This is a genomic window from Providencia sp. PROV150 (assembly GCF_028481025.1).
Lineage (GTDB): Bacteria > Pseudomonadota > Gammaproteobacteria > Enterobacterales > Enterobacteriaceae > Providencia > Providencia hangzhouensis.
This window is the reverse complement of record NZ_JAMPPJ010000001.1, coordinates 267,823-286,370: the sequence shown is the minus strand read 5'-3', so window position 1 is coordinate 286,370 and position 18,548 is coordinate 267,823. Positions and strand designations below refer to the sequence as shown.

The following is an 18,548-nucleotide window of genomic DNA, read 5'->3' as shown; positions in this document are numbered from 1 at the left end:
GCGCTATGCGCTGACAAAGTGATTTGACCGCGGATTTTAATGCTTCTTGCCGGATTACTCAAGTAAATCTTGCAATAAATCACACTGAACTGTTTGAAAACTTGGATTTTGAGGGAAATTTGTAGCATTGAAGCAATTATTTTTACTCATTAGATAAGACAAATAAAATAGAGAAGCAGCGCCCAAATGAGCGCTGCTCGACTCTAGCAATTACTTCGCTATAACCATACTGGCTTAATTATTTTTTCTTTGGTGCCAATACCATGATCATCTGGCGTCCTTCAATCCTTGATGGGAATGATTCTACTGATGCCAGTTCATCCAGATCGGTTTTGATGCGGTTAAGCACTTCTAAGCCAATCTGTTGGTGAGCCATTTCGCGACCACGAAAACGCAGTGTCACTTTAGCTTTGTCACCATCTTCCAAAAAGCGAATTAAACTACGTAGTTTAACTTGGTAGTCGCCTTCGTCTGTTCCCGGACGGAATTTAATTTCCTTCACTTGAACAACTTTTTGTTTTTTCTTTTGTTCTTTTTGAGATTTGCTTTTCTCATAAAGATATTTACCGTAGTCCATGATACGACAAACTGGTGGCTCAGCATTTGGGCTGATTTCGACTAAGTCGACACCTGCTTCTTCTGCTTTAAAGAGGGCTTCACGCACACTCATTACACCAAGTTGCTCACCGTCTAAACCAGTGACACGGATTTCTGTTGCGCGAATTTCATCGTTAATACGATTTGGGCGCGCCGTTGGGAGTTTTTTTCCGCCTTTAATACCTTATTCCTCCATCTGATTGAGTTGACGACTGCGGATCTCTTCAAGCAGTTTTGTCATGAATTCGTTGACATCAAGGCTGCCTAAGTCTTTACCACGACGGGTACGTACAGCAACTTTACCTGATTCAACTTCTTTATCACCACATACTAACATGTAAGGGACGCGGCGCAGCGTGTGTTCACGGATCTTAAAGCCGATTTTCTCGTTACGTAAGTCCGCTTTCGCACGAATGCCAACACTTTGCAGCTTGCTTACTAATTCTTGAACATAATCTGCTTGGCTATCAGTAATGTTCATTACAACCACTTGCTGTGGTGCTAACCATGTTGGGAAAAAGCCTGCATACTCTTCTGTTAAGATACCAATAAAGCGTTCTAGTGAACCTAACACTGCACGGTGGATCATAACAGGAACGATACGTTCGTTATTTTCCCCTACATAGGAAGCTGTTAAACGGCCCGGTAAGAAGAAGTCTAACTGGACAGTACCACATTGCCATGCACGGTCAAGGCAGTCGTACAGTGTAAACTCGATTTTCGGACCATAAAATGCGCCTTCACCTGGTTGGTATTCAAACTCAATACCTTTTGATTTCAGTGCATTCGCTAAGTCTTCTTCCGCCCTATCCCACATCTCGTCAGTACCGATACGTTTTTCAGGACGGGTTGATAGTTTTACGACAATCTTTTCGAAACCGAAAGTTGCGTAAACATCATAAATCATTTCAATACAGCTAGTTACTTCGCTTAAGATTTGTTCTTCAGTACAGAAGATATGTGCATCATCTTGAGTAAAGCCACGCACACGCATTAAGCCGTGCAGTGCACCTGATGGCTCATTACGGTGACAGCTACCAAACTCTGCCATACGTAATGGTAAGTCACGGTATGATTTCAAACCTTGGTTGAAAATCTGTACGTGACCTGGGCAGTTCATTGGTTTCACACAATATTCACGGTTTTCAGAAGAAGTCGTAAACATCGCGTCTTTATAGTTATCCCAGTGACCTGTTTTTTCCCACAGCACGCGATCCATCATGAATGGGCCTTTAACTTCTTGATAGTTATAAGCTTTCAGTTTAGTGCGTACAAAAGTTTCCAGCTCACGGAAAATTGTCCAACCGTCATTATGCCAGAATGCCATACCCGGCGCTTCTTCTTGCATATGGTATAAATCTAGTTGTTTACCAATTTTACGGTGATCACGCTTAGCTGCTTCCTCTAAACGTAATAAATAGGCCGCTAATTGTTTTTTATCGGCCCATGCGGTGCCGTAAATACGTTGCAGCATTTTGTTATCGCTGTTACCACGCCAGTATGCGCCAGCCACTTTCTGTAATTTAAAATGGTGGCAAAAACGCATATTCGGTACGTGTGGACCACGACACATATCAACATATTCTTCGTGATGATATAAACCAGGGCGGTCATCTTGGCTAATATTTTGATCTAAAATTTCAACTTTATAGTCTTCGCCACGGGCAACGAAAGTTTCACGAGCTTCGCTCCAAGAAACGCGTTTTTTCACCACATCATAATCTGTTTTGGCAAGCTCAAGCATACGCTTTTCAAGCTTTTCCAAGTCTTCCTGCGTCAGCATATGGTCTAAATCGACATCATAGTAAAAACCATTATCGATAGTAGGGCCAATCGCCATTTTCGTGTTTGGCCATAGTTGTTTAATTGCATGACCTAACAGGTGAGCACAAGAGTGACGAATAATTTCGAGTCCGTCTTCATCTTTACTCGTAATAATGGATACGTTTGCATCATGTTCAATTATTTCACATGCATCGACACGTTCGCCATTAATTCGTCCTGCAATACAGGCTTTAGCTAAACCTGCGCCGATGTCACGAGCAACATCCATCACAGAAACGGGGTGGTCAAACTGACGCTGACTTCCATCAGGAAGAGTAATAACAGGCATTAAAAAATCCTTATCAGCAGTGGTGACCCACACGAAAGATCACTTGCTTGATTATTCCAAAGTTTATAAATCAATACGTTACTAACGATTTCTCACTTCACAATGCAAGACATGTACACAAATATGGGCAATTTAAGTACCCTATTTCGTTACATCGTGAGTAACTCAACTACTAATGATAACACAGACCTATTTTATGGTGATAGCGTAATGCCGCTAATTGTTCTTCTTCATATGAAAAATCAATACCTTCCCGATTAAATGGCAAATAAGTTATCTAATGCAGGAAATAGTTTCTCTTTTTGCTCAAAAAACACGCGATACCAATGGGATCCACTAGGTGCAATTATCTCTTCGCTGATTATCTTATTTTGTTGAAGAGTAATAACCGATTGAATTGATTTCCATAAAGAGTAAATGATGTAGAAAGTGGCTATTAACGAGAGTAATAGTACATAAATATTATCTAATTTCTCTATTTGCCAAAATAAATAAATACAAAAGATAATTTGAACTAACGCCCGAATAATAAAGGCAATACTAAAGAATGACTTCGCATGCTGTATCGTTGCAAAACAGGGATTGGAGAGAGTTTGTCTTCTTTCTTGGACTGGAATACCATTCACATATACCATCCAATCAGATGTATCGCTATTTTTTAAGACTATTCCTTTTTCCTTCATTCCATGAATTTTAAATGAGACTACGACAGCCCAAACAACCCCGATGGTAAATAAATAAAGTATAAAACCACTTACCGGAAAAAAAGCAAAAAATACGCTGAACATTATAAAACATGCGAGTTTACTGGAGTATATCCAAAATGGCACCACCTGATAGTTCATGATTATCCTTAATATGTTTTGCGTAAATTCTAAATTTGAAGTATACAAAACAGATTAAATGATAAAGCGTCTCATTTCCACCAATCTATAACCAACGTCTCGTTTGCTTGCTATATTTTTCCCACTCCTTCTTAAATGATGCAGATAAAAAACGTTCTTCCTGTGGGATCGTGTATAAATCAGTAATCAGCCAAAATACTAACCCTGCGACCAAAAAATAAGGAGAATGTGAAAAGAAAGCTAAAGCCAAGCTCATTGATGTAAAAGCTAAATACATTGGATTACGTGAAAATCGGTAAGGCCCGTTAGTCACTAAATGCGTTGCCTTAACCGTAGGATTTGGTGATGTTTTATGTTTATAAAAGTAGTAAAGACTCGTCGCGACCCAACTCACACTCTCCAGTGCAATTAATATACCTAAAATTCCCATCCAACCAGAAAACGTCCAGTCTAAAAGACCTTGCTTGGAAAGAAAGTATACAGCGATCCCATTAGCGACTAACCAATTCAATAATGGCAATTTAAATATATTCATTGCGTTACCTGTAAGCCAAAATGATGCTATTAGCATACCATAAATGAATATATAAATTTGAGTGGAGGAACATATAGAGGAGTGATATTAACTACAAAAATAATTAGTTATTGGGAGTTAAGGAAAACACACTCTTTAAACCTTCTAATTTACTATACTCTTGCTGGCAAACTAAATTTCGTACATCACTGGGCATAGAATCAATTCTGGTTTGAATATTGGCAAGTTGTTCATCTAAACTATTCATTCCCTTTACATCAACAATGTCCTGATTCACTTTAAGATAATCAGTAAAATTTTGCAGGTTATCCTCTAGACTATTACAAATATCATTACTGGCTAAACTCTGCGGTAAAATAGCACTGAGCGATGTTGGTAAGACTTGGGATATATTCGGATAAATGCTTTGCTTCCACTGCTGAGGAAAAACGATTAGTAACATGGCGGCAGCCAAAACTAATAGCATCGACGCCCCGGCTAATGTCGCTATAAGTTTTTTCATTCTTTTTCCTATTACTCAAAATTAACTGAAAATAGGATAACCAACTCTGCGTAAAGCTATTTTTAAAACTAAAAATCCTTTGTAAAGAAATCCATAACTCTTTTTAATAAAATTTCATTTCTTCATACGGTTTTTCTTGGCAGCTCTTTAAGCGCTGTAATAAGCCGCCTACATGCAATTCTAATTTGTGGCCATCTGGATCAAGAAAGTAAAAAGAATCTCCTTCACTTTTATTTTCTTTCCAGACAATGACATTTGCTTGCATTAGCCTATCAACAACGATAAGAAAGTCTTTCGCATCAACGTTAAAGGCATAGTGTGTGTAATCCGTTTTTTCTGGGGACGAAAATTGGCGAGTTATATCTAATGATAAACATAACCATAAATCGCCACAGGAAATATAGGCGCCCTTTTTCCAACTCGCATGTAACTTCATACCAAGTAGTGATTGATAAAAACCAATACTTTTTTCTAAATCAGTTACAGCTAAAGTTAAATGGTTGATTCCGTTTAACATATTTTTTTACCCTTTACTTGTCTGTCACAGTGAATTCTTTTAATGAATTTACATAAATTATCAGTAAATAACATTGCAGCAGATATACTGTATCCCATATCAACTTAAAGACAACCTGTTACGAAATGCCCTTAACCTTTTTATCCCCCATAAAAAGGTTTTTTTTTGCCTTTAAAAATTGAATACTTTTACCACAATCACTCATCTTGCTGTTATTTAACAAATAAAATAAGTTATTCACAGATGAAAGCCATTGTTATCCACAATTAATGTGAACAACTCTTATTATCTACAAACTAATAAATGATAGTTAATATTAACTCTTACTCATCAGTATGCTAACCACCTCCTACCATAAAATATCTCACTAGATATAAATGCTAACCTACAGATCTATAAGAAATTTTGCTATCATTTGAGATAAGGTATTTTATTCACATTAATCAGGAGCTTGAATCTAACTTCCATGACAAATTTTCTTGAGCTATTTCAAGCCGTTGGTATTGGTCTGGTACTGTTACTTCCTCTCGCCAACCCTTTAACTGCAATTGCAGTCATGTTAAGCATCTCTGCTAATATGACAAAAGAGCAGCGTGACCATCAATCGTTATTGGCCTCTATTTATGTATTCGCAATCATGACAATCGCTTTTTATGCAGGCCAATTAGTCATGAACACATTTGGAATATCAATACCAGGACTGCGAATTGCAGGCGGGCTAATTGTGGCATTTATTGGATTTGGCATGCTGTTTCCTAGCAGTGATGTTGGGGAAGACCCAACCGCCAATGCCCTTGATGATCCAAATGTCCCTAAAAAACGCCAAGAATCACCTAGCATTGCCTTTGTTCCTCTTGCTATGCCAAGTACCGCAGGCCCTGGTACTATTGCTATGATCATCAGCTCCACTGCATCATTACAAGGTAATGTTAGTTTTGCCCCATGGGTTTTAAAAGTCGCCCCCGTAATTACCTTTTTTATTGCAAGTCTCATCGTTTGGATTGGTTTAAGAGGCGCAACTTCTATTATGAGGTGGCTAGGAAATAGCGGTATTGATGCAATCGCACGGGTGATGGGATTTTTATTAATCTGTATGGGAGTGCAATTTGTAATCAACGGAATTGTTGAAATTGTCGCGCAACTCCCACACTTAATGCGTGAATATCAATAAGACATAGCTAATGCATTGTAAGCATTTTTAACTTTCCACAAATAGCGTGGGGCTTGCGGTGCAGGATGTTTTGTTTGTACATGTTGATAAAATTCTTCCGGCGATAAGCTGTTAATCATTGCAATCGCCCTACCCTTATCATTATCAAATGTTCTTAATAACGCTCCAGCCCCGTTCACATAAGCGACAACAGTTGCATAATATAACGTCTGAGGGTGGCTTATTCCAGCAAGGTGCTGTTCCCTTAAAATACGAATATAGGCTGTGCCAATATCAATATTTTTTTGTGGATCTTTTAGGTCACGAGTACTCGGCTCCCCTGGCTTCCCTTGGTAACGGTATGCGTCACGCCCCGCTGTCGAAGCTTTAATCTGCATCAAACCTATTGCGTTGGATTTACTGACAACTTCAGGCCTAAAATTGGATTCGACCTCAATAATAGCCCTAATTAAAGCTTCATCAACACTATAACGAACCGCAGAATCACGAATAAATTCATCAAAAGGCGTTCTTGGAAATGTCGTATTTTGTGTGGCTATTGGCCCTGTAGGCTCTAACATTCGCTGTTTTGTTACAGGCCTATCTGGCTCGCTTGAACAACCTGCTAGTAGCAGTAGCATAAAAGTACCGCCAATTATTTTTCTCACTGTCGAATCCTCTACGATGGAAGCCGATGGCAGAATAACTAATCCTAAGAAAAATAAAATAATTTTTACTTAACTTTTACTTCAGGACGTGTTTTAGTCATACAAATAGCCATGGGACTTAGAAGCCTATAATGACGAATAATGCTATTCCACACTTTTTGTATTTATTTTTCACAATTGATATTGATAATCATTATCAATTAGGATATAAAATATAATTGTTATAAACCTTAACAACTGTATGTTAAAAAACGCTAAACCAATAATGTCAGGGTCAACTTTTATGAAGAAGAACGTATCTCGATTATCTGCACCTTTACTAACCAGTATGTTTGCTTTGGTAGCAGTCATCTTTTTTAGCCAACCTGCTTTTGCTAAAAAGTTTAAAGTCGTAACCACTTTTACCATTATTCAAGATATCGCTCAAAATGTAGCTGGAGATGCAGCAATTGTCGAGTCTATAACGAAGCCTGGTGCGGAAATTCACGGTTATCAACCGACTCCTAAAGATATTATGAAAGCCTATGATGCAGATTTAATCTTATGGAATGGGATGAATTTGGAAGTTTGGTTCCAACGTTTCTTTGAAAATTTTAAAAATGTTCCTGCTGTCGTAGTCACTGAAGGTATTGAGCCAATGCCAATCCGTGAAGGTGAATATAAAGATAACCCAAATCCACATGCATGGATGTCTCCTGCCAATGCTAAAATTTATATTGAAAATATTCGTCAAGCTCTGGTCAAATATGATCCTGAAAATGCAGAAACATATAATGCCAATGCTAAAAAATATGCGCAACAAATTGCTGAACTTGACGCCCCTTTACGTGAACGTTTAAATCGCATTCCAGAAAATGAACGTTGGTTAGTCTCAAGTGAAGGCGCATTTAGCTATTTAACAAAAGATTACGGCTTTAAAGAAGTGTATTTGTGGCCAATCAATGCGGAAGAGCAAGGCTCTCCTCAACAAGTGAAAAAAGTGATTGATACTGTCCGTAAATACAACATCCCTGTGGTATTCAGTGAAAGTACCATTTCTGATAAACCTGCTCGCCAAGTCAGTAAAGAAACCGGGGCAAAATACGGTGGCGTGTTATATGTTGATTCATTATCAACTGCCGATGGCCCAGTACCAACATATATAGACCTTTTAAATACAACTGTAGACACGATAGCGAAAGGATTTTCACAGTAATATGAATCACTCAAGTCAATTCGAACACCCGAATCTTATCGTCGATGATGCGACTGTGACATATAATAACGGTCACACCGCTATCTATGACGCAAGCTTTACTATCTCAGGTGGCTCTATTTGTGCCTTAGTTGGCGTAAATGGTAGTGGCAAGTCAACGTTATTTAAAACCATTATGGGGCTTGTCACCCCATCTTCTGGCAGTGTGACATTAAATGATCAGCCGATAAAAACCGCGCTTAAAGAAAATGTGATCGCATACGTCCCACAAACAGAGGAAGTTGACTGGAATTTCCCCGTTCTCGTTTCTGATGTTGTGATGATGGGCCGTTACGGCAAAATGGGTTTTTTCCGCATCCCTAAACAAGCCGATAAAGATGCGGTCAAAATGGCATTAGAACGGGTTGACCTTGCAGGCCTTGAACATCGCCAAATAGGCGAACTTTCAGGCGGTCAGAAAAAACGAGTTTTTTTAGCGCGGGCGCTCGCACAAGAAGGTAAAGTTTTACTCCTTGATGAACCCTTTACTGGGGTTGATGTTAAAACTGAAAATGCCATTATTGACCTGCTGCGTAGTTTGCGTGACGAAGGCCATCTAATCCTCGTTTCAACTCATAACTTGGGTAGTGTGCCTGAGTTTTGCGACCACGTTATCTTAATCAATCGCACTGTTTTAGCGAGTGGACCTACAGAAACAACATTTACGCAACGAAACCTGCAGCAAGCTTTCGGCGGTGTATTGCGTCATATTAACCTGTCAGGTCAAGAGCTTCATGACGATGATGACCCTCGCTCTGTCACCGTCATTACCGATGATGAAAGAGCGGCTGTATTCTATGGTCATGACCATAATGCGCCCGTTCGAAAAAACCAAGCTAAGGGTTCCGAATGATTGAGATGTTATTACAGCCCTTTGAATATGATTTTATGATAAAAGCTATTTGGGTCAGCGCCATTGTTGGTGCTGTCTGTGCGTTTTTATCGGCGTATTTGATGTTGAAAGGCTGGTCATTAATGGGAGATGCGCTCTCCCACTCTGTTGTTCCTGGGGTGGCTGGTGCTTATGCTTTAGGTTTGCCCTATGCGGCTGGAGCCTTTTTTACTGGGATCCTCGCGGCACTGGCCATGACATTAATAAAGCATCTAACTCGTTTACGTGAAGATGCTGTCATTGGCTTTATTTTCTCTACTTTTTTCGCAGCAGGTTTGTTGATTGTTTCATTGAACCCAACATCTGTGAATGTACAAAGTATTATTTTTGGTAATATTTTAGGTATTGCGGATTCTGACGTATTACAAGTAGAAATTATTATTGGCATTTCATTCATTGTACTGCTGTGCTTATGGAAAGATTTATTAGCCGTTTTTTTCGATGAAAGCCACGCTCGTTCAATTGGCTTGAACCCATTACGCCTAAAAATTATTTTCTTTACATTATTAAGTGCTTGTACTGTTGCAGCCCTACAAACAGTTGGTGCAATCCTTGTTATCGCAATGGTCGTCACTCCGGGGGCAACCGCCTATTTATTGACCGACCAGTTTAAACGTTTACTCATTATTTCAGTCACAATTGGCACCGTAACCAGTGCTGTTGGTGCTTATATCAGTTATTTCCTCAACGGTGCTACAGGTGGGTTAATTGTTACACTACAAACTATTATTTTCCTGTTGGCATTTTTCTTTGCACCTAAGCACGGTATTTTTGCCTCAAAACGTAATGCAAAAAAGGAAGTAGCTCGGCTGCATCAGTCACACCGACAAGGAGCATCTCATGAGTGATTTCATTGACTTACTGATGGCTCCGTTTGCTTTTCCTTTTATGCAAAAAGCATTGATTACCGCCATTGTTAGTGGGACCGTATGCGCTATCCTTTCTTGCTTTTTAGTATTGAAAGGTTGGTCATTGATGGGTGATGCGATTTCCCATGCCGTTCTGCCGGGGATCATTATTGCTTCTTTACTCGGTATCCCATTGGCGATAGGGGCCTTCGCATCTGGCTTATTCTGCGCTGTCGCGACAGGGTATTTAAAAGAAAATAGTCGGATAAAAGAAGACACCGTCATGGGGATTGTGTTTTCGGGAATGTTTGCTATCGGCTTGGTTATGTTTGCTAAAATAGATACCGAACAACACCTTACACATATTTTATTTGGTGATATTTTAGGGATCACGGATAGCGAGTTTAAGCAAATATTGCTATTTGCAGGGGTCACTATTGCAATTATCTTACTGAAACGTAAAGATTTTATGCTCTATTGTTTTGACCCAAACCAAGCCCGTGTGATTGGCCTCCCCGTCAAGCTGATACATTATGGTTTACTGTCTTTACTTGCATTAACCATTGTCGCTTCACTGCAAGCTGTTGGGATCATTTTAGTTATTGCCATGCTGATCTCCCCGGGAATTATTGCATTTGTCCTATGCCGGAGCTTCGGCAAAATGCTCATCGTCGCTATCATCGCTTCTGTAACATCAAGTGTTATTGGAACCATCTTGAGTTTTCACATTAATGCGACGACTGGGCCAACCATTGTTGTTACGCAAGCGGTTTACTTTGTAATAGCCCTGCTCTATAGCAAGCTAGTACTGGCACGTAAAAGAAATCAGACTAACCCACAAAGTATGCATACCGCATAATAAATGGCAGATATAACAAAAAAGCTGAATTCACGCATAACGAATTCAGCTTTTTTATTTTCAATAACACCCTAGCTATGCAACAAGATCTTTTTTAGTAACTTAAGCATCTGCATTAATTAGCTATCTGCTGCGTGTTTTTAACTGGTTCACCGCAATATTACGACGTTGCTCTTCAGATTGGGTTTCATGCACTTTCATTTCCCCACTTCCCGCTGGTAACGCCTGCTCAACAACAAGTTCCGCATCCGTCTGAGCAATAATATCTTGTAATTGTTGGTGCTGATTACACCAAATTGCATCAACATCCTGGTCTCGAGAATTATCCCGCTCTGCAGAAAAAGCCACTGTACGCGCTTGAAAACGAGCTTGTTTTCCACCTAATTCTAGTCCATACCCCGGCGTGGCAGGATGTGTGACGACCACTTTGCCATCATCCAGCCATGCTTTAACATCAGTATCTTGAACTTGATAACCGAGTTTCCCTAACCCTTCTAATACCGTTTTCCTTTGTGCAGTGGCAACAACCTGTTGTTCTGCAGTATTTACGGCATTATTCAGCTTATCTATCCATGCAGTTAACACTTCTATCGAGCTTGATTGTATACTCGCTAACGCATTCGAAATCATGGCTTCATTTTCATTACTCGCAAAAATAGCCAATTCATCACAAAGTTGTTCAATTTTATCGATAAGTTCAATTCGTTGCTGACTTAACTTCAATTGCCCTGCTAATGTCATGATCAATGAATCGGCACGTAAATGGCGCTGTGTGCCTTCTTTAAATTCTTGAAGCTCAACCAGTTGTTGTTCCGCACGCTGAGCTTCATCAGAAGAAGCGATTAATTTCAGTTTTTCAATCATCAATAGTAGCTGTTCACGTTGCTTGGCAAACGGCGTTTGAGGTAAACCTGATTGCCAAAATTGCTTCACGCCTTCAGATTGTGCTTTTAGCTGGCTCAATAATGCCGCTGCCGATGGTGTTAGTGAAGTTGATTGTGAACTCAATAAAGCTAATACTTTAAAAATTAATTTATTAGATTGGTTTTCATCCAGTTCACTAGCCGAAATTAATTGCGTAAGAAGTTCGGTCTCATTTGGCAGTTTTTCATGTACCAGTGCGATTAATTCAGCCAAATTATGTTCTCTGTACTTTTTTGTTCGGGCTAATAACGCTTGTTTTTCAAGTTGTTGCTCACGAACTTCCTGTACTTCGTTATTCAGTGTCCCAGTAAACTCAACCAATTGGTTATTTAATAAACTTAAATTGCGTGCTGACAATGTGGCAACCTGTGCCTCATTTTCCATTAACTGCTGGTATGCTTGTTTGATTTGTGCAATACGCGGCTGATGATATTGGCTGCGGTTTGCCAATGCATTCCACTGTTTAAATCGACGTTTAACTACCGCAAGCTGACGCCGACACTGAATTTCATTCATTTCCCTAACAGTTATACGATGAACCGATGAACTCATAACGCACCTTCTTGCGGATTTTGACTCTCTATTTGAGAGAGGGATGAGGTTAATAAAGCCTGAGAAATGGCATCATGCAGTTGTTGCTGCGCCAAATCACGATTTTGATACCATTCGATAATAGAAACCCGGTAGCGTGCTGGTATCACTCGTGCCAGAACAGCACTGCGCCATAGCTCCCTAGAACGCGCTGTTTTTAATAGTGGGTGTGATGGTATGTCGCATTCAATACCGATGAGCAAACGGCCACTGGTTCGGTCCTCAACAATGCCATCAAAATGGAATACCCCATTTTGGCTTGCGGTGGTCACCTGCCAGCCACTTTGTCGAATAAAACTCATTACCGAATCGACAAACGCATTTTGCGGGAGCGTTTCGTTATCAACCGCTGACTGTGTATGACACATGCGACTAAGTAATTTTTTATTTTCTTTTTGCATTAATGGGTTACACGCATTTAACGCATAAGCCAGATAACCTTGTAAATAATCTCTTGGAATTTCCGGTTTGCGGTAAGTGGCTAGTAAATCAGAAATTTCATCTATTGGCATTGATGACATTATTACGACTTGCTGACGAGCACGAGTGATGGCGACATTTAAACGCCGTTCACCACCAGTTTGCCCTAATACCCCGAAGTTACGCCTGAATGTCCCCTGCGCATTGCGACCAAATGTGGTAGAAAATAAAATCACATCGCGTTCATCACCTTGCACATTTTCCACATTTTTCACAAAAAATGACATATCTTCGTCATTGTGAGTGCGTTGGTTTTCCTGCGTATACGCCTGAAGAAAATCTTCATCCTGTGCTGCACGTAATTGAATTATTTGATTAATTAATGTTGCTTGCTTTTGGTTAAACGTGACTACCCCCACAGAGGGTCGTTGTTCGAAAGGCCGTTGCCACATTGAAGCTAAATGATCCACGATAGCGACTGCTTCAGCTTCATTGCTTTGGTTAACATATGTACCATTGACTTGAATAAGCTGTAATGGCTTAATTTTGCTGACCATTTTAGAAGAAAACTGCGCTGGAATATTAAGCCTATTTTCGTAGAAAGCAAAATTGGAGAAATTAATCAGCTCTCGATAAGCAGAACGGTAATGAATATCCAATGTATGAATAGGCAACACTGTACGTGCTAAATGTAATAAATCAGGGCAATCACTAATTTGCCGGTAATCCCATTGCTCTCCTGCCAATTCTTGTTGGTCATCGTCTTCTTCATCAATATCGTCTTCAATTTGCTTGCCTGTGAAAAATTTTGAAGGTGGCATTTGCTTTTCATCGCCACTAACAATGGCCTGTTTGGCTCTAAATAAAGTCGATAAGGCAAATTCAATCGGCATCTGTGAAGCTTCATCATAAATCACACTGTCAAACATGGCACCTTCAAGAGGGAGCACCTGGCTCGCTACATCGGGTGTCATCAACCAAACCGGCCGTAGTTGCATTAACCCAATATCTCGACCTTCTTGTATAAATTCCCTTAAACGTCGCGCTCTTGGCCCTGCTAAACGAGTAATTTCTTCCCATTCTCGGCGGTTCCCTAACGTTTTGATATCTATATTGGTCGTCAATGCCAATTTATTGAATTGTTGTAATTGTTTTTGAGCATTTTCTAGTTCAGCTAGGTCTGACATCAGCTGGCCGTGATTAGTACTTAATACAGGCAATGTTGCCTGCAATTGAGCTTTAGTAAACAGACAGAAATAATAGTTAATTGTTTGAATTAATTGATCTCTCCATTGCGTTGTGCCCCCTTCAGTTGCGATAAGTTGTCCAATAGCCGGTTTTAATAGCGTTAAGATCCCCCAATGCTGCTCGGTAAAATGTTGTGTTTCTTCCCGAAACGATTGGTAACGCTGTAAATTTTCTTTCTGTTGCGCTATCAGCACCAGTTCAGTCGTATTTGACTCACCGTTTACGATGGCCATCTTAAACCGTTCAACGGTTTCTGATGAAAATACGCTATCTAGCCGACTTAATTGGTTTAAGCTTTCCGTTTTTGCACGTAACTTAGCTATTGCCGCCCTGACTTCATGACATTGATGGATAAACCCGGCTTTTTGTTGCTGAGTAATCGCGTCTATAAAATGCAAAGGTTCAGGGTACTGAGTGAGAAGCTCAGCCATATCTGCCACTCGTTTTAATTGCATGACCAACGGTTGCAATGTGCTACGCCACAGGTGGTTTGGCTGAAGCTCAAGACCAAGCTGTTGATATAATGGTTGTAATTCCCTTTCAAGTAAACGCCATTGTTGTTCAACGGCGATGGTATTAAGCACTGACGTCTGTTTTTCAGTCGTAGGCGCTAAGCCACTAGCCGCCATAAATGACTGCAATTGGTTTTGCCGACGGTAGTAATACGGGTTCAAGAAACGTAACCATGACCCTTGCATTGTTTCCATCAATGCTCGCGATAATTGGGAAAGATGGTCATTATCAATCCCCCTAAACACAGGGAATAATAACGGGTCGATATTTTCTTCATTAATCGATAATAAACGCTGATACAACAGCTCAAGTTGGTTAATAACTAAATTTCCCGTTTCACTGCTAAATAGCGTTAACCAACGGGAGAAATCCTGCCATTGTTCAGCCGTTAATTGGCTAAATTGTGCTTCATGCTGTGATAACCATTGCTCATGAGTCGATAATTGAGTCAACGTAATTTGCTGATATGGCGTTTTATAAGCTTCATCACGTTGCTTTTCAGTATCGATCAATCCCATAATAGATTGATTAAACAATAAATATTGAGGGTCATTCACCGTAAACTGCGATAAGGCTTTTAGTGCATTATTTTCATAATCCAATTGCCACCAAGTATACGCATGTGACTTCAAATCATCCGTTAGTTGCTCAATCGTATGGCTATCAAATTGCGCTAATAAAGGCTTAATGTGCTGTTCATCAATATCAAAATGAGGAAGCTTTTCAAGTTCAATCAATTGGCTTAATACTTGTTTATAAGAAACTTGAAACTTTTCGTCGATATTATTGAGTGAGTGAAAATACCTATCTATTTTTTGTTCAAATAGCTGAACGCGATTTACAAGATGAATTCTCTCTCCCTGCCAATCAAGCTCAACGGGCTGGCTTTTTTCTTGTCCCCAAAGTTGCTCAATTTGTTCTCTCACCGCCAAAATAATCTCACGGCCTTTTTGGCTTTGGCTGATATATAGTGCTCTATCCCCTAATCCATTAGCAATCAAACGCTTATAGACTACTTCTAGTGCAGCAGGTTTTTGACACACCACTAAAACGGTTTGCTGACGCCCTATCGCATCTGCAATCAAACTCACGATGGTTTGGCTTTTCCCTGTCCCTGGCGGCCCCTCAATCAGCAGCCCCGTGTTAGCTTGTGCAGCTTGAACAACTTGTTCTTGTGATGGGTCTGCCAATGACAATGCATACTGATTAAGTAAATTATCTGGCTGTGTTTCACTCGTGCTATTGAGCGGTGAGACTTTTAGCATTGTCGCTAAGGCTGTTTGGGAAATAGGTAGCCCAGCAATTTGCTGTAAATCGCTACTCATCGCCTGTCCAATAAACGAGGTATGGAAGAGTACCGCTGAACAACAGATTTGTGCACTATTCTCTGCAATTGGAGTAGTGATCGACGGAAGTGGCGCGAGTTCTTTACCTTGTATCGGTAATAAAGACGTAAGTGTCTCCATCATATCTTCAATGGTTAAACCTGCTTTAGATAATAAATTATCTAATATTGTTTGCCACTCACTCACCGGAGGTATACCCGCAAAGCTTGCCAGTGCTGGATTTAAGCGTATTGCCGCCCTCTCATGATCAAAACTAAGCTGTATAGGGCTGTTTTGAGCTAAAGAAGTCCGTAATGAAACGGGCCATAAAAATAAAGGTGCTATTCGCGGTTTAATTTGATTCGGCTGTGTGTGCAATAATAAGAATGGGAAACCAAGGTACATGCCATCAATACCTGTATCCCGTTGATATAACTGCGTATCTGATTGTAGGATCCGTAATCGGCCATTGACGCCTTTATGCTGTAATAGCAAATCACTATCAATGGTAACCGTGCTTTTTTTGCGGTTCAATAAATGTTCAAGTAATGCACTTGCAGGGCGAACGGGGCTATCGCATTCCATTAAATCGACTCGCCCAGTATTTTGCGTTAAACGCATACGCACTAAGTTTCCACGCTGTGTTACTGACGTGAGCTTTTGTGTAAAAAACCTTAGAACTTCAAGAACATATTTTTGTGATTCGGGTACTTGCCAGTGTTCGAATGGAATAGCCAGCAATACGAGAATTTTGACTAACGGCAAGCGACGCATTAATAAAAAGTCATCAACCCAACCATCTAATTCAGGGATCCCTATACGTTTGAAATCACTGACTCGGTGGTTAATGAGCTGGTATAGTTCCCCTCTTGGTAACAAAAGTTGGTTTTTGGCTATTTCGCTATCAAAATTGTGGATATCATTGTGTTTTGCTAATTCAAAAGATTGCTCGACTAATGCAGTCAGTGAAACAAATTGCCCAATATCGGCACTTAGCAATAAAATATAATCAATTTCTTGCAGATTTTGTCTATCTAATAAGGCTTGTAGGCTTTCATTATGTGAGTCAGGAAATTGGCTATGCAGTAATTCCCAACGCGCAGCGAGCTGGCTTATTGACGTGATTAACAAATACAGTTTCAAGCTTTCTTCATTGAGTAATATATTCAACTGTTCAGCGCGTTGGCGTACTAAACATTGGCGGTGGTAGAGCTGCACTAACCAATGTTGTGGGTCGATATTCTGAATATGTTGAGTTAATGGCTCACTAATTAGTGCGTAAGCAAGAATAGGCTGTTCTAATAACCACGCCGATGTGATGATTTCACCACGATAAATAAATGGCATATTCGGGTTTAGGATTTTTAAAGCTAAAGTGAGTTTAATATCTTGATTAATTTCACTTTGTAAGGCTCCACCTAGCGTTTTTGGACTATCTAAAAAAGCCTGAAGTTGTTTGAGTTGTTCCTGACTATTATCAAACTTTGCTAACCACGACGTTAATTCCCCGCGTAGCAAAAATTGGACTGCACCATCCCAATGAGCTTGTTCACCAGCAACCATGGCAAAAGTATCTGGCTGAGAAAATTGCTGACCTGCAAACTGGACTTGATGGTATTGAGTTGGCGAGCCTGCTATCGCACTTTTCGGTGCTTGGACCGCTTTCCCCTCTAGCCATGCTGACACCTGCGGCCATTGCCAACGTAAAAAACGATCCCGGCACAATAACCCGCGCAATAATAGTTGTAAGTTGGGGTCTAAATCATCAGGAAAATCAACGCCATTAGTCATGACTTGGATTAAGAACGCATTATCATGAACTTGAGCAAAACACTGCCCTTGGGTCAGTTGTTCTAATAAAATAACCCCAAGACTCCACCAGTCTGATGCGGCGCTCACACCGCCTGCTAAGGTTTCTGGTGCGCTATAACGGGAAATATCTAAGGGTGTTACGATATCAAGGTCAAATTCAGACAAACTAGCAGAGCCATATTCAATCACCACGATATCCAAAGGTTCACGACTGCGGATCAATAAATTAGCGGGACATAGATTGCGATGGCGCAAACCATGCTCGGTAAATGCCGCTATCGCTTGCCCCATTTCTTCAACCAATTTGGGGATTTCATGTAACTGCCAAAATTCCCCTTGCTGAATAAATTGGCTCAATGAGCCACCTTCCAAGAATTCAGTCACATGCCAAGCGCGGTTTTCCCAGCGTCCCGTTTCATAAAACTCAGGCACATGGTCTGTTGGGATCAATTGAAGTACTTGATAAATCGTAGGATCAGGTTCTTCACCTTTTTGATATAAGGTAAGCACACCATTTTTGTCGTTTTCAATATGTGTAACTAAATAACGTTCCCGTGGGCTATCGTTTTGGTTAATACGTCGTTCAAGTCGCCAATTACCAATCAGTCGTTGAGATTGCTCCTCAATATTGCTTAGTTCAAGAGCTGCATCCGCCCCACACTCAAGGCAGATAAAATCCCCCTCATCCATGGAATGCCCATTCACACAAACTCTTTGTTCAATAATTTGGTTATTTTGATTATTCTCATCAATACTGAGTTTTGGGCTCTCAATCGAGGTATTGTGCTCATCAATGGGGCACCAACCCGTTTCATGAATAGCTTCAAGGGTTAAATCCCAACCACAAAACTGATTATCTCCTTGTGGTGTTTTAATTTGCCCAGCACAAAAAATTTCAGTTAACGGTCGCTCTGTTTGGCAATGTGGGCAAAAACGTATCATGGTCATCCATTCA

General features: G+C 40.2%; 14 protein-coding genes. 5 read left to right on the top strand and 9 right to left on the bottom strand.

Annotated elements, in window-relative coordinates:
- Window positions 1–238: 238 nt before the first annotated feature.
- The 6 genes from infC to fos form a co-directional block, all read right to left on the bottom strand.
- Window positions 239–778 (bottom strand): translation initiation factor IF-3, encoded by a 540-nt coding sequence (gene infC, locus PSE83_RS01370; RefSeq protein ID WP_071524538.1) that lies wholly within the window; start codon window positions 776–778, stop codon window positions 239–241.
- 3 nt (window positions 779–781) lie between these two features.
- Window positions 782–2,710: a threonine--tRNA ligase gene (gene thrS / locus PSE83_RS01365; protein WP_004910357.1), complete on the bottom strand. Its 1,929-nt coding sequence runs from the start codon at window positions 2,708–2,710 to the stop codon at window positions 782–784.
- Window positions 2,711–2,967: 257 nt separating this feature from the next.
- Window positions 2,968–3,555 carry a hypothetical protein gene (locus PSE83_RS01360; protein ID WP_004263679.1) on the bottom strand — a complete coding sequence of 196 codons (588 nt, stop codon included), beginning with the start codon at window positions 3,553–3,555 and terminating at the stop codon, window positions 2,968–2,970.
- Between the two features lie 85 nt (window positions 3,556–3,640).
- Window positions 3,641–4,090 carry a methyltransferase family protein gene (locus PSE83_RS01355; RefSeq protein ID WP_036958659.1) on the bottom strand — a complete coding sequence of 150 codons (450 nt, stop codon included), beginning with the start codon at window positions 4,088–4,090 and terminating at the stop codon, window positions 3,641–3,643.
- Window positions 4,091–4,193: 103 nt separating this feature from the next.
- On the bottom strand, window positions 4,194–4,592 hold the full coding sequence (locus PSE83_RS01350; protein ID WP_004263674.1) for a hypothetical protein: 399 nt from the start codon (window positions 4,590–4,592) through the stop codon (window positions 4,194–4,196).
- Between the two features lie 103 nt (window positions 4,593–4,695).
- Window positions 4,696–5,109: a fosfomycin resistance glutathione transferase gene (fos, locus tag PSE83_RS01345; protein WP_004263671.1), complete on the bottom strand. Its 414-nt coding sequence runs from the start codon at window positions 5,107–5,109 to the stop codon at window positions 4,696–4,698.
- Between the two features lie 466 nt (window positions 5,110–5,575).
- Between fos and PSE83_RS01340 the strand changes: the two genes are divergently transcribed.
- On the top strand, window positions 5,576–6,280 hold the full coding sequence (locus PSE83_RS01340) for a MarC family NAAT transporter (RefSeq protein WP_004263665.1): 705 nt from the start codon (window positions 5,576–5,578) through the stop codon (window positions 6,278–6,280).
- On the opposite strand, the gene PSE83_RS01335 is transcribed toward PSE83_RS01340, so the two are convergent.
- Window positions 6,274–6,900 carry a transglycosylase SLT domain-containing protein gene (locus PSE83_RS01335; RefSeq protein ID WP_153673696.1) on the bottom strand — a complete coding sequence of 209 codons (627 nt, stop codon included), beginning with the start codon at window positions 6,898–6,900 and terminating at the stop codon, window positions 6,274–6,276. The two genes, PSE83_RS01340 and PSE83_RS01335, sit on opposite strands and share 7 nt — an antisense overlap.
- 310 nt (window positions 6,901–7,210) lie before the next feature.
- On the opposite strand from PSE83_RS01335, the gene PSE83_RS01330 reads away from it, so the two are divergent.
- From PSE83_RS01330 to PSE83_RS01315, 4 genes are read left to right on the top strand one after another with little or no spacing between them, the layout of a single operon-like run.
- Entirely contained in the window at window positions 7,211–8,122 is a 912-nt protein-coding gene (locus tag PSE83_RS01330) for a metal ABC transporter substrate-binding protein (protein ID WP_036958656.1), read from the top strand.
- Window position 8,123: 1 nt separating this feature from the next.
- Window positions 8,124–9,014, top strand: coding sequence for a manganese/iron ABC transporter ATP-binding protein (locus PSE83_RS01325; RefSeq protein WP_004263653.1), 891 nt, complete (start codon window positions 8,124–8,126; stop codon window positions 9,012–9,014).
- Window positions 9,011–9,901: a metal ABC transporter permease gene (locus tag PSE83_RS01320; protein ID WP_004263652.1), complete on the top strand. Its 891-nt coding sequence runs from the start codon at window positions 9,011–9,013 to the stop codon at window positions 9,899–9,901. Before PSE83_RS01325 ends, PSE83_RS01320 begins: the two co-directional genes overlap by 4 nt.
- On the top strand, window positions 9,894–10,760 hold the full coding sequence (locus PSE83_RS01315; RefSeq protein WP_004263651.1) for a metal ABC transporter permease: 867 nt from the start codon (window positions 9,894–9,896) through the stop codon (window positions 10,758–10,760). Before PSE83_RS01320 ends, PSE83_RS01315 begins: the two co-directional genes overlap by 8 nt.
- Window positions 10,761–10,883: 123 nt before the next feature.
- Here PSE83_RS01315 and PSE83_RS01310 read toward each other — a convergent pair whose 3' ends face one another.
- Entirely contained in the window at window positions 10,884–12,236 is a 1,353-nt protein-coding gene (locus tag PSE83_RS01310; protein WP_004263650.1) for a hypothetical protein, read from the bottom strand.
- Window positions 12,233–18,541, bottom strand: a complete 6,309-nt coding sequence (locus tag PSE83_RS01305; protein WP_272660601.1) for a protein kinase domain-containing protein — start codon at window positions 18,539–18,541, stop codon at window positions 12,233–12,235. The genes PSE83_RS01310 and PSE83_RS01305 overlap by 4 nt, the downstream gene beginning before the upstream one ends.
- Window positions 18,542–18,548: the final 7 nt, after the last annotated feature.

What these genes read in the sequence shown, in the direction of transcription:
- thrS (WP_004910357.1), bottom strand. Translation starts at nt 2,710, where the DNA reads ATGCCTGTTATTACTCTTCCTGATGGAAGTCAGCGTCAGTTTGACCAC.
- PSE83_RS01360 (WP_004263679.1), bottom strand. Translation starts at nt 3,555, where the DNA reads ATGAACTATCAGGTGGTGCCATTTTGGATATACTCCAGTAAACTCGCA.
- PSE83_RS01355 (WP_036958659.1), bottom strand. Translation starts at nt 4,090, where the DNA reads ATGAATATATTTAAATTGCCATTATTGAATTGGTTAGTCGCTAATGGG.
- PSE83_RS01350 (WP_004263674.1), bottom strand. Translation starts at nt 4,592, where the DNA reads ATGAAAAAACTTATAGCGACATTAGCCGGGGCGTCGATGCTATTAGTT.
- fos (WP_004263671.1), bottom strand. Translation starts at nt 5,109, where the DNA reads ATGTTAAACGGAATCAACCATTTAACTTTAGCTGTAACTGATTTAGAA.
- PSE83_RS01340 (WP_004263665.1), top strand. Translation starts at nt 5,576, where the DNA reads ATGACAAATTTTCTTGAGCTATTTCAAGCCGTTGGTATTGGTCTGGTA.
- PSE83_RS01335 (WP_153673696.1), bottom strand. Translation starts at nt 6,900, where the DNA reads ATGCTACTGCTACTAGCAGGTTGTTCAAGCGAGCCAGATAGGCCTGTA.
- PSE83_RS01330 (WP_036958656.1), top strand. Translation starts at nt 7,211, where the DNA reads ATGAAGAAGAACGTATCTCGATTATCTGCACCTTTACTAACCAGTATG.
- PSE83_RS01325 (WP_004263653.1), top strand. Translation starts at nt 8,124, where the DNA reads ATGAATCACTCAAGTCAATTCGAACACCCGAATCTTATCGTCGATGAT.
- PSE83_RS01320 (WP_004263652.1), top strand. Translation starts at nt 9,011, where the DNA reads ATGATTGAGATGTTATTACAGCCCTTTGAATATGATTTTATGATAAAA.
- PSE83_RS01315 (WP_004263651.1), top strand. Translation starts at nt 9,894, where the DNA reads ATGAGTGATTTCATTGACTTACTGATGGCTCCGTTTGCTTTTCCTTTT.
- PSE83_RS01310 (WP_004263650.1), bottom strand. Translation starts at nt 12,236, where the DNA reads ATGAGTTCATCGGTTCATCGTATAACTGTTAGGGAAATGAATGAAATT.
- PSE83_RS01305 (WP_272660601.1), bottom strand. Translation starts at nt 18,541, where the DNA reads ATGACCATGATACGTTTTTGCCCACATTGCCAAACAGAGCGACCGTTA.